The organism is Mycobacterium sp. KBS0706, assembly GCF_005938675.2.
Lineage (GTDB): Bacteria > Pseudomonadota > Alphaproteobacteria > DSM-16000 > Inquilinaceae > Inquilinus.
Map to the genome: position 1 here is coordinate 30711 of NZ_VCCH02000075.1, position 11517 is coordinate 42227.

At 68.2% G+C, this 11517-nt stretch carries 9 protein-coding genes; 6 read left to right on the plus strand and 3 right to left on the minus strand.

Annotated elements, in window-relative coordinates; genetic code table 11:
• Positions 1-146: 146 nt before the first annotated feature.
• From FFK22_RS30550 to ugpC, 6 genes are all read left to right on the plus strand, one after another.
• A complete protein-coding gene (locus FFK22_RS30550) occupies positions 147-710 on the plus strand; it encodes a regulatory protein RecX (protein WP_138888104.1) in 564 nt (187 codons plus the stop codon).
• Positions 711-806: 96 nt separating this feature from the next.
• Positions 807-2300: a glycerol kinase GlpK gene (gene glpK, locus FFK22_RS30555; RefSeq protein ID WP_138888105.1), complete on the plus strand. Its 1494-nt coding sequence runs from the start codon at positions 807-809 to the stop codon at positions 2298-2300.
• A gap of 139 nt (positions 2301-2439) precedes the next feature.
• The gene (ugpB, locus tag FFK22_RS30560; RefSeq protein ID WP_138888106.1) at positions 2440-3741 is read left to right on the plus strand and encodes a sn-glycerol-3-phosphate ABC transporter substrate-binding protein UgpB; all 1302 of its coding nucleotides are present in this window, start codon (positions 2440-2442) and stop codon (positions 3739-3741) included.
• A 106-nt stretch (positions 3742-3847) separates the two neighbouring features.
• Positions 3848-4732 (plus strand): sn-glycerol-3-phosphate ABC transporter permease UgpA, encoded by an 885-nt coding sequence (gene ugpA, locus FFK22_RS30565; RefSeq protein ID WP_138888107.1) that lies wholly within the window; start codon positions 3848-3850, stop codon positions 4730-4732.
• Positions 4729-5577 carry a sn-glycerol-3-phosphate ABC transporter permease UgpE gene (gene ugpE, locus FFK22_RS30570; RefSeq protein WP_138888108.1) on the plus strand — a complete coding sequence of 283 codons (849 nt, stop codon included), beginning with the start codon at positions 4729-4731 and terminating at the stop codon, positions 5575-5577. The genes ugpA and ugpE overlap by 4 nt, the downstream gene beginning before the upstream one ends.
• Positions 5577-6659 (plus strand): sn-glycerol-3-phosphate ABC transporter ATP-binding protein UgpC, encoded by a 1083-nt coding sequence (ugpC, locus tag FFK22_RS30575; RefSeq protein WP_138888109.1) that lies wholly within the window; start codon positions 5577-5579, stop codon positions 6657-6659. Before ugpE ends, ugpC begins: the two co-directional genes overlap by 1 nt.
• Before the next feature lie 264 nt (positions 6660-6923).
• Here the strand turns inward: ugpC and FFK22_RS30580 are convergent, their stop codons facing one another.
• From FFK22_RS30580 to FFK22_RS30590, 3 genes are all read right to left on the minus strand, one after another.
• Positions 6924-8522: a M28 family metallopeptidase gene (locus FFK22_RS30580; RefSeq protein WP_138888110.1), complete on the minus strand. Its 1599-nt coding sequence runs from the start codon at positions 8520-8522 to the stop codon at positions 6924-6926.
• Between the two features lie 305 nt (positions 8523-8827).
• Positions 8828-10447, minus strand: coding sequence for a M28 family peptidase (locus FFK22_RS30585; protein ID WP_138888111.1), 1620 nt, complete (start codon positions 10445-10447; stop codon positions 8828-8830).
• A gap of 268 nt (positions 10448-10715) precedes the next feature.
• Positions 10716-11330 (minus strand): glutathione S-transferase family protein, encoded by a 615-nt coding sequence (locus FFK22_RS30590; RefSeq protein WP_186002738.1) that lies wholly within the window; start codon positions 11328-11330, stop codon positions 10716-10718.
• Positions 11331-11517: the final 187 nt, after the last annotated feature.

Genomic DNA, 11517 nt, shown 5'->3' on the forward strand with positions numbered 1-11517 from the left:
GAGAGCGGTCGCGCGTAGGCTGGGTTCGCTTCGGGCGAACCCAACATTCCGCCACCGTCACGACCCCGATCCTGTTGGGTCCGCTGCTGCGAGCCCAACCTACGAAGCTGCTTGGCACCGGCCACCCCGGCGCGGCAGTGTCGGGCATGGACCGACCGCCCCGCCGACCGCCCGCGCTCGACGATGCCGCCCTGGAACGGGCGGCGCTGGATTATCTCGGCCGCTATGCCGCCTCGACCGGTCAGCTGCGCCGGGTGCTGCAGCGCCGGATCCGGCGCGCCCTGCAGGCCGGGGCCGAGGTCGATGTCGAGGCGGTGGAGGCGCGGATCGCGGCGCTGCTGGACCGCATGGCCCGGTCGAAGCTGCTGGACGACGCGCAATTCGCCGAGATGCGGATCGCCGGCCTGGCCCGCCGCGGCCGGTCGACCCGGGCGATCCGGGTCAAGCTGCGCGAGGCGGGAATCGACGAGACGGTTGCGGCCGAGGCGCTGTCCCTGTATGGCGGCGCGCCCGGGTTCGATCCGGACCGGACGGCGGCGATCCGGCTGGCGCGCCGGCGCAAGCTGGGACCGTTCCGGGCCGAGGCCGACAGGCCTGAGCACCGGATGCGCGACCTGGCGGCGCTGGCCCGGGCCGGCTTCGCGCCCGGCCTGTGCCGGGCGGTGGTCGACGCGCCGGACGTGGCGGCGCTGGAGGCGGCGGAGGACTGACCCGCGGTCGCCGGGGGTTCGCGGTGTTGCATTGACGTTCGGAAACGCGCTTCGGATAGTGTTTTGCGAACATGGTCGGGGCAGGGGAAGACAGAGATGCGGCGACGCACATATGTCCTGGCGATCGACCAGGGGACGACATCGACCCGGGCGATCGTGTTCGATCCCCAGGGCCGGCCGGTGGCCAGCGCCCAGCGTGAGCTGCGCCAGATCTACCCGGCCGACGGCTGGGTCGAGCACGACCCGGAGGGGATCTGGGCCGACACCGTCTCGGCCTGCCGCGACGCCATCGCCCGCGCCCGGCTGACCGCCGACCACGTCGCCGCCATCGGCATCACCAACCAGCGCGAGACCACCGTGCTGTGGGACCGCGAGACCGGCCGGGCGCTGCACTACGCCATCGTCTGGCAGGACCGCCGCACCGCCGGCTTCTGCCGCGAGCTGGCGGCGGCCGGCCACGAGACCGCGGTGCAGGCCAAGACCGGCCTGATCATCGATTCCTACTTCTCCGCCACCAAGCTGACCTGGCTGCTGGACAACGTGCCGGACGCCAGGCGCCGGGCCGAGGCCGGGGAACTGGCCTTCGGCACGGTCGACAGCTTCCTGCTGTGGCGGCTGACCGGCGGCCGGGTGCACGCGACCGACGCCACCAATGCCGCCCGCACCATGCTGTTCAACATCCGGACCCAGGCCTGGGACGACGAGCTGCTGGCCCTGTTCCGGGTGCCGCGCGCGATCCTGCCGGAGGTGCATGACAACGCGCATCATTTCGGCACCACCGACAAGATCCTGTTCGGCGCCGCCATCCCGATCACCGGCATGGCCGGGGACCAGCAGGCCGCGACCTTCGGCCAGGCCTGCTTCAAGCCGGGGATGATCAAGTCGACCTACGGCACCGGCTGCTTCGCCCTGCTCAACATCGGCGACAAGCCGAAGATCTCGCGGCACCGCCTGCTGACCACCACCGCCTACCGGGTGGACGGCCGCCCGACCTATGCCATCGAGGGCGCGATCTTCAGCGCCGGCGCCACCATCCAGTGGCTGCGCGACGGGCTGAAGATCATCAAGAACGCGGCCGAGAGCGAGATCCTGGCCCGGTCGGTGGAGGATTCCGCCGGGGTCTATCTGGTGCCCGCCTTCACCGGCCTCGGCGCGCCGCATTGGGACCCCGAGGCGCGCGGCACCATCCTGGGCCTGACCCGGGATTCGACCTCCGCCCATATCGCCCGCGCGGCGCTGGAGGCGGTGGCCTTCCAGACCCGCGACCTGATGGAGGCGATGACGGCCGATGGCGGCGCGAAGCCGCGGGAGCTGCGGGTGGATGGCGGCATGGTGGCCAATGACTGGCTATGCCAGATGCTGGCCGACATGCTGGACACCCCGGTCGAGCGGCCGAAGGTGATCGAGACCACGGCGCTGGGCGCGGCCTACCTCGCCGGCCTGACCGCCGGGGTCTACCCCTCGGTCGAGGGCGTGGCCGAGGCCTGGCAGCGCGACCGGCTGTTCGAGCCGGCGATGCCGGCCGGCACCCGCAGCCGGCTGTACGAGGGCTGGCAGAAGGCGGTGCGGCGGGCCCGGGGCGTGCGCTGAGTCGCATTCCCCACGCCGGCGCGGAAACGCGCCTTGATGTGCGGATGTGAAAATTGTCGCAAAAGCCTCGGCGCGCTGGCATGGTGCGGGGATGCGGCGCCCTGAGAGCGCCGAGGCACAAGATTCGGGGAGAGACACCATGAAACTGCGCCTTGCCACGGCCGCCGCCGCCGCGGCCCTGACCGTCAGCCTGCCCGCCCTCGCCGCCACCGAGATCCAGTGGTGGCACGCCATGACCGGGGCGAACAACGAGGTGGTCGAGACCCTGGCCAAGGAGTTCAACGACAGCCAGGCCGACTACAAGGTCGTGCCGGTGTTCAAGGGCACCTATCCAGAGACGCTGAACGCCGGCATCGCCGCCTTCCGCGCCGGCCAGCCGCCGCACATCCTGCAGGTGTTCGACGCCGGCACCGGCACCATGATGGCGGCGTCCAGCGCCGTGGTCCCGGTGGCCAAGGTGCTGCAGGCCGACGGCGTCACCTTCGACAAATCGCAATATCTCGGCGGCGTGGTCAGCTACTACAGCACCGCCGATGGCGAGCTGCTGTCCTTCCCCTACAACAGCTCCTCGCCGATCCTCTATTACAACAAGGACGCCTTCAAGAAGGCGGGGCTGGACGAGAACACGCCGCCCAAGACCTGGCCGGAGCTGTTCGACGCGGCCAAGAAGATCAAGGCGGCGGGCTGGCCCTGCGGCTTCACCTCGACCTGGCTGACCTGGATCCAGCAGGAGAACTTCGCCGCCTGGAACAACGTGCCCTACGCCACCGAGCAGAACGGCCTGGCCGGGCTGGACCCGCAACTGCTGATCAACAGTGACCTCTATGTCCGCCACTTCCAGACCCTGGCCGACCTGCAGAAGGCCGGCGTGTTCTCCTATGGCGGCCGCACCTCCGAGGCGAAGATCAAGTTCACCAGCGGCGAATGCGCCATGATGACGGAGTCCTCGGGCGGGCTGGGCGACATCGTCAAATCCGGCATCAACTACGGCACCAGCACCCTGCCCTACTACCCGGAAGCGGCGGGCGCGCCGCAGAACACCATCCCGGGCGGCGCCAGCCTGTGGGTCCTGGCCGGGCATCCGGACGCCGAATACAAGGGCGTGGCCAAGTTCTTCGAGTTCCTGTCGCAGACCCCGATCCAGGCCCGGCTGCACCAGAAATCCGGCTACCTGCCGATCACCATGGCGGCCTATGAGGAGACCAAGAAGTCCGGCTTCTACGACAAGAACCCGGGCCGCGAGATCCCGATCCTGCAGATGATGGGCAAGGCGCCGACCGACAATTCCAAGGGCGTGCGGGTGATCAACCTGCCGCAGGTCCGCGACATCATCAACGAGGAGCTGGAGCTGATGCTGAACGGCCAGCAGGACGCCAAGACCGCGCTCGACAAGGCGGTCCAGCGCGCCAACGCCGCGATCAAGGAAGCCGCGGACCTGTAAGGCATCGTAGGTTGGGTTCGCTTCGGCGAACCCAACAGCGACCGGCATCCCTGTTGGGTTCGCGTGCCGCGAACCCAACCTACGCATCCACCACGACCCGCCCCGCATGAATCGTCGCGCGATCTTCCCGAACACCGTCCTGCCCTATCTGCTGGTGGCGCCGCAGATCGCGATCACCGTGGTGTTCTTCTTCTGGCCGGCCGCCCAGGCAATCCGCCAGTCGATGCTGCGCGAGGATCCGTTCGGCCTTAGGACCCGCTTCGTCGGGGTCGACAATTTCGGCCGGGTGCTGGCCGACCCGGCCTATCTGAACTCGCTGCAGGTCACGGCCGTGTTCTCGATCGCGGTCGCGGTCTCGGCCCTGGTGGTGGCGCTGCTGCTGGCGGTGATGGCCGACCGGGTGGTGCGCGGCCAGGGGCTGTACCGCACACTGCTGCTGTCGCCCTACGCCATCGCCCCGGCGATCGCCGGCATGCTGTGGCTGTTCCTGTTCAACCCGTCGATGGGCACGCTGGCGGTGCTGCTGCGCCAGGCCGGCTTCGACTGGAACCCCCTTCTGAACGGCGGCCAGGCGATGACGCTGGTGGTGGCCGCGGCCGCGTGGAAGCAGATCAGCTACAACTTCCTGTTCTTCCTGGCCGGGCTGCAGGCGATCCCGAAGAGCCTGATCGAGGCCGCGGCGATCGACGGCGCCGGGCCGGCCCACCGCTTCCGCACCATCATCTTCCCGCTGATCTCGCCGGTGTCGTTCTTCCTGCTGGTGGTCAACACCGTCTACGCCTTCTTCGACACGTTCGGCATCATCCACGCCGTGACCTCGGGCGGGCCGGGCAAGTCGACCGAGATCCTGGTCTACAAGGTCTACAATGACGGGTTCGTGAATCAACAGATGGGGGTATCAGCCGCCCAGTCGGTGATCCTGATGGTGCTGGTGATCGCGCTGACCTTCGTCCAGTTCCGCTATGTCGAGCGCCGGGTGCATTACGCATGATCGAGAACCGGCCGCTGGGCACGCTGCTGGCCCATTTCGTCCTGATCGTCGGGATCGTGCTGGTCGCCTTCCCGGTCTACTACACCTTCATCGCCTCGACCTACCCGACCCAGGCGATCCTGTCGCCGCCGCTGCCGCTGGTGCCGGGCGGCGAGTTCCTGGCCAATTACGGCGGCGCGCTGTTCGGCGGATCGGGCCGGATCGGCGGCATCGACATGGTCCGGGTGCTGTTCAATACCACGGTGGTCGCACTGGCGATCGCGGTCGGCAAGATCGTGATCTCGCTCTTGTCGGCCTACGCCATCGTGTTCTTCCGCTTCCCGCTGCGGCTGGTGTTCTTCTGGATGATCTTCGTCACGCTGATGCTGCCGGTCGAGGTGCGCATCGTGCCGACCTACCAGGTGATCGTGGATCTCGGCCTGCTCGACAGCTATGCCGGGCTGACCGTGCCGCTGATGGCGTCGGCCACCGCCACCTTCCTGTTCCGCCAGTTCTTCCTGACCATCCCGGATGAGCTGGTGGAGGCGGCGCGGATCGACGGCGCCGGCCCGCTGCGCTTCCTGCGCGACATCCTGCTGCCGCTGTCGCGCACCAACATCGCGGCCCTGTTCGTGATCACCTTCATCTATGGCTGGACCCAGTATCTGTGGCCGCTCTTGGTGACCAACGACAACAGCATGAACACGATCATCATCGCCCTGCGCAAGATGATCTCCTTCGCCGATGCCGACACCGAATGGAACCTGGTGATGGCGACCACGATCCTGGCCATCATCCCGCCGGTGGTGATCGTCCTGCTGATGCAGCGCTGGTTCGTCAAAGGCCTGATCGAGAGCGAAAAGTAATGGCGACAGTCGAGATCCGTCAGGTCCGCAAGACCTATCCCGGCGCCGCGCAGGAGACCATCAAGGGCATCGACTGCGTCATCGCCGACGGCGAGTTCCTGGTCATGCTGGGCCCGTCCGGCTGCGGCAAGTCCACCCTGCTGCGCATGGTGGCGGGGCTGGAGAGCATCGGCGGCGGCGAGATCGCGATCGGCGGCCAGGTGGTGAACAAGCTGGAGCCGAAGGACCGGAACATCGCCATGGTGTTCCAGAACTACGCCCTGTACCCGCATATGTCGGTCTACGACAACATGGCCTACGGGCTGCGCATCCAGGGCCTGTCCAAGGCCGAGATCGACAAGCGGGTGCGCGAGGCGGCCGGGACGCTGGAGCTGTCGGCCCTGCTGGAGCGCAAGCCGCGCCAGCTGTCGGGCGGCCAGCGCCAGCGCGTCGCCATGGGCCGGGCCATCGTGCGCGAGCCGGCCGTGTTCCTGTTCGACGAGCCGCTGTCCAACCTGGACGCCAAGCTGCGCACCCAGATGCGGATCGAGATCAAGCGGCTGCAGTCGCGGCTGGGCGTCACCAGCCTGTACGTCACTCATGACCAGGTCGAGGCCATGACCCTGGCCGACCGGATCATGGTGATGAATGGCGGCGCGGCCGAGCAGGTCGCCCCGCCGCTCGATGTGTATCTGAAGCCGGCCTCGATCTTCGTCGCCGGCTTCATCGGCTCGCCGGCGATGAATTTTTTGCCGGCGACGGTGACGGCGGACGGAAACGGCGTGGTGCTGCCGGGCGGCCAGCGCGTCGCGACGAAGCGGGCGGCGGGGCTGGGCGGGCGGAAGGTTCTCGCCGGCATCCGGCCCGAGCATCTCACGCTGGACGGCCCGTCCGACCCGGAACATCGGCTGGAGGTCGCGGTCGAGCTGGTCGAGGCGCTGGGCGCCGACACGGTGCTGCATGGCCGGCTGGGCGACGGCACGACGCTGCTGGCCCGGCTGCCCGGCGTGGCCCCGGTGCGCGACGGCGACCGCCTGGCCTTCGCCGTGCCGGAGGACCAGCTGCACCTGTTCGACCCCGACACAGGCCGCGCGCTGGGGTGATACCGTGGAGACCGCGATCGGGGTCTCTCACCGCTGTCTGTGCAGTCCGATTGCCTCTCCCGCTTGCGGGAGAGGTCGGAGACGCGAAGCGGCTCCGGGTGAGGGGAGTTTGTCGAGGCCTGGGCCAGCCCTCACCCGGCCGTCCTGCGGACGTCCGACCTCTCCCGCCAGGCGGGAGAGGCAATACGAGAAGACGCTCGACATCCTGTTCGAAAAGCAAAGGGGCCGGACGTGACGTCCAGCCCCGATCGTCAAACCCCGCCCTCAGCGGATGGTCAGGCCGCCCTTGAACAGCGGGCTGCGCTTGGCTGCCGCCGCGCGCTTGGCGGCCGAGGCTGCGAATTCCGCAGTGTCGGTTACCGGGTCGCCCCGCATCCCGAACACGATCACCGAATTCGCCACCGCGTCCGAGAACTGGTCCAGCGCCGTGTTGCTGATGTTGGCGATGCCGTCGCAGGGCTGATGGTAGCAGGCGTCGTAGGGCTGGCCCGCCGTGCCGCCATAGATCCGCGCCTCGGCCTCGGATTTGACGTTCTCGGCGCCGCTGAACAGGCCGCCGGCCGGGATGCCGTTCTCGATGAACGGGCCGTAGTCGGACCGGCCGTCGAAGGCGGTGGGGGTGGTGGCCAGGTTCTTCCGGGCGAAATGGGCCAGGAACACGTTCTCGATCAGGCCCGAGCCGTCCGGCCCGGCATCCGGCGTGTCGGAGCCGTTGCCGTCATAGACGAAGCGCACATAGTTGGGCGAACCGAGCATGTCGAAGTTCAGGTTCAGCAGGATCTTCGCCTTCTCGGCATCGCTGAGCGATTCGACGTAATGGGTCGAGCCGAGCAGCCCCAGCTCCTCGCCGCCCCAGAAGGCGAAGCGCACCTTGTTGCGCAGCAGCAGCTGGCGGCGGCCGACCTGCTCGGCGACCTCGAGATTGGTCGCGGTGCCGCTGCCATTGTCGTTGATGCCCGGGCCGACCTGCACCGAATCGAGATGCGCGCCGACCGTGACGATCTTGTTCGGGTTGCCGAAGCGGGTGTCGGCGATGACGTTCCAGGTCGTCCTAGGCTCGTTGATCGCCTCGACCTTGATGCGGACGGTCACCGGGCCGGACTGGGCCTGGGTGTACAGCTCGTTGCCGACCTCGAAGGTGGTGAACACCCCCGGATACGGCCGGGGCGCGCCGAGGCCGACGCCTTCGACCACCTCGGTCCGGCCGGGCTGGCCCTCATTCATGATGATGACGCCGATGGCGCCGGCCGCCTCCGCCATCTCCGCCTTCTGGGCGAAGGGGCAGGTGCCGCGCTGGATCAGGGCGATCGCCCCCGCCGTCTCGGGCGGATAGTCGGCGGCCTCGCAGCCGCTGGCCGAGCTCGGCTCCGGCGTCGGCGGCAGCACGATGTTGTTGGTCGGCACCACCCGGCCGGTGACCTCGGTCGAGGCGGAATAGAGCGTGGTCGCGAAATCGGTGTTGGGCGTATAGGCCCGCGGCGACGGCGACACCCGCGCGAATTCCGGCGTGCCGGTCTCCAGGAAGAAGTCGAACTGGAACGGCTGGAGCGTGACCTGGTAGCCGGCCCGCTGCAGCCGCTGCTTCACATAGTCGACCGAGGCCTTGTAGCCCGGCAGGCCGGCGGCGCGGTTGCCGCCATTGGCGGTGGCGATCGCCTGCAGCGCCGTCAGGTGCTGGCGGATGCCGGCGACCGTAACTGCCCGCTGCAGGTCGGCGCTGATCAGCCCGGTGATCAGGTCGCCGATCAGGCCGCGCTGGGCGGCCGCCGACGGGACGGTGTTGGTGGTGGCGGCCAGGGCCGAGGACGCAGGGATGGCGATGGCGGTCGCCAGCAAGGCGGCCGCCAGATGACGCAGTTTCACGATGGTCCCCCTTCAAGTCGTTGCGGTGGGGCTTGTGGCCGCCCGGATCGCAATCGAATGGCCCGTGTTTCGGCCCGCCCCCACTTGGCCAGCACTGTCCAGCAGCGCTGGGAAAGGCGTCAATATAATTTTTGAATCTTGTTTTGATCTGTATTTGCAGAAATTTGATACGGTCGATTTTCGTCTGACAATTTCTACACGGCTTCGAAAATAACCAGCGTATTGCCTGACAAATTACTGATCTCACCAAACGGAACGGGGTCCGGACGCGAGCGCCCGGACCCCGAAACCCGGCTGACGCGACGTCAGCGGATCATCAGCGGACCCTTGTAGAGCGCGCCCTTCGTCGCCGTCCGGGCGACCCGCTTGGCCGAGGCGGACGCCGCCAGGCCGACCGGGTCGACCACCGGGTCGCGCCGCTGGGCGAACACCACGACCGAGTTCGCCACCGCATCCGAGAACTGGTCGAGCACGGTGTTGTTGATGTTGGCGATGGTGTCGCAAGCCTGGTGGTAGCAGGGATCATAGGCTATGCCCGCAGTGCCGCCGTAGATCCGCGCCTGGGCCTCGGTCTTGATCACCTCGGCGCCGGTGAAGATGCCGCCGGCCGGGATGCCGGCATCGGTGAAGGCGACGTAGTCCGACCGGCCGTCGAAGGCCGTCGGATCGGTCGCCAGGTTGCGCTGGGCGAAGAAGGCCAGGAACACGTTCTCGACCAGGCCGGAGCCGTTCGGGCCCGCCGCGTCCGGGAAGGTCGACCCGTTGCCGTCATAGACGAAGCGGACGTAGTTCGGCGACGCCAGCATGTCGAAGTCCAGCATCACCTTGACCTTCGCGCGCTCGGCGTCGCTCAGCGACTCGACATAGTGGAACGCGCCGAGCAGCCCGAGCTCCTCGGCCCCGAAGAAGGCGAACCGCACCTTGTTGCGCAGGAGCAGCTGGCGGCGGCCCAGCTGCTCGGCGACCTCGAGGTCGGTCGCGGTGCCGCTGCCGTCGTCGTTGATGCCCGGGCCCGCGGGCACCGAATCATTGTGGGCGCCGACCACCACGACCGAGTCGGGCCGGCCGAAATACGTCTCGCCGAGGACGTTCGAGGTCGGACGGTTCTCGGACAGCGTGTTGGTGGTGACATGCACGGTCACCGGGCCGGCCTGGGTCTGGGCATAGAGGTCGGCGCCGACCTGGAACGTCGCCTTGAGCACCGGGATGTCGATCGGCACGTCCATGGCGGCGGTGGGGAACAGGTCGGTGCGCCCGGGCTGGCCTTCGTTGAAGATGACCACGGCCTTGGCGCCGGCCGCCTTGGCGTTGGCCGCCTTGACGCTGAAGTCGCAGGTGCCGCGCTGGACCAGCGCGATGTTGCCTGACACCGCGGCCGGGAAATCCGCGGCCTCGCAGCCGCTGCTCGAGTTCGGCGCCGGCGCCGGCGGGATCTCGATGTCGTTGGTCGGCACCAGCCGGCCGATGACGTCGCCCGAGCCGGAGAACGGCATCGTGGTGAAGTCGGTGTCCTCGACGAAGGTCTTCGGGGTCGGCGCCGTCTCGGCGAAGGTGCCGGGCCCGAGCTCCTCATAGAACGGGATGTCGAAGTTCTGCACCGTCACCCGGTAGCCGGCGCGCTGCAGCCGCTGCTTGAGGTAGTTGACCGTGGCGACGTTGCCCGGCGTGCCCGCGGCGCGGGTGCCGCCATTGGCGTCGGCGATCCGCTGCAGGGCGGCGAGATGCAGGCGGATGCCGTTAACGGTGACCGCGCGCTGCAGGTCCAGGCTCATCAGCGTCGTGATCAGGTCGCCGAGCGGATTGCCCAGCGACAGGGTGCTGGCGGAAACCTTGGTGACCGCGGGCGCCGACTGGGCCAGGGCCGAGGACACGGGAAGGGCGATGACGGACGCCAGCGCGGCGGCCGCCAGATGACTCAGTCTCACGATCGGTCCCCCTTAAGTGTTGCGGTGGGGCTTATGGCCGCCGGATCGCAAAACAAATGGCCTCGGTCCGGCCAGCCCCCCACGAGGCAAGCACTGTCCGGCAGCGTGGGGACAGACGTCAACATTACCGATTTAGGGCAATTTGTCTGAAACTCTGTTCAAACATTTGCGTTATACGTTAACAATTCTACCGATCGGCGGCGTCTCATCTGAGATTTCGCCAGACAAAATTGGCGCACCCTTTTCTATACTGCACTGCGGCACATCGTCATGCGGAGAAGTACTGGTTCCAGACCTCCGCCACTTCAGTGTCGGCCAGGAGGCGGTTCCAGAGGGTGCTGAGCGGCGTCATCTCCTCGCGGAAGTCGTACCAGGTCAGCAGCAGCAGCAGATACAGGTCGACAGCGCTCCGCCGCTCCCCCAGCAGGAACGGGCCGGGCATCAGCGCGTCGGCGACCAGCGCCCAGTAGCGGTCGACGGCGCGGTCCGCCGCCTCCCGCACCGCCGGCGCGCCGGCGGGGTCGGCGGTGTAGCGCTCGGGATAGGCTTGGCGCAGCACGGCGCCGTACAGGTTCACCGCCATGAACAGCAGCCAGCGGTCGAAGCGGGCGCGGTCGGCGCTGCCGGGAGGCGGCGCCAACCCGGCCGCGGGATGGGCATCGACCAGGTGCAGGATCATCGCCGCCGATTCGGTCAGCACCGTGCCATCCGGCAGCACCAGCGTCGGGATCTCGCCCATCGGGTTGAGGCGCAGATAATCGGGATCGCGGTGCTCGCCGGTCTTGTGGTCGACGCGGATCCGCTCGCAGGGCACGCCGGCCAGGCGCAGCACGAGGTCGGGGGCGAAGGCGCCGGTGTCCTTGTTCCAGTACAGCCTGTACATCGCCGCGCCCTCCCGATTCCGGACCGCTGCAACCATGATGGCGCGAAACCGGCCGGGATCAACGCCCTGCGCGCCGCGGCTTGCTGCAATGCAGCGACTCGGTTGCCCCCTGAGATTCAGGTGCTATTGTGCGGCCCGTTTCGCGGGCGGCCTCAGGCGCCGCGCTCTCACCCAGGACGGACGGTCC

Coding starts and splice junctions, on each gene's coding strand:
- ugpA (WP_138888107.1), top strand. CDS start 3,848: ATGAATCGTCGCGCGATCTTCCCGAACACCGTCCTGCCCTATCTGCTG.
- FFK22_RS30550 (WP_138888104.1), top strand. CDS start 147: ATGGACCGACCGCCCCGCCGACCGCCCGCGCTCGACGATGCCGCCCTG.
- FFK22_RS30590 (WP_186002738.1), bottom strand. CDS start 11,330: ATGTACAGGCTGTACTGGAACAAGGACACCGGCGCCTTCGCCCCCGAC.
- glpK (WP_138888105.1), top strand. CDS start 807: ATGCGGCGACGCACATATGTCCTGGCGATCGACCAGGGGACGACATCG.
- ugpE (WP_138888108.1), top strand. CDS start 4,729: ATGATCGAGAACCGGCCGCTGGGCACGCTGCTGGCCCATTTCGTCCTG.
- ugpC (WP_138888109.1), top strand. CDS start 5,577: ATGGCGACAGTCGAGATCCGTCAGGTCCGCAAGACCTATCCCGGCGCC.
- ugpB (WP_138888106.1), top strand. CDS start 2,440: ATGAAACTGCGCCTTGCCACGGCCGCCGCCGCCGCGGCCCTGACCGTC.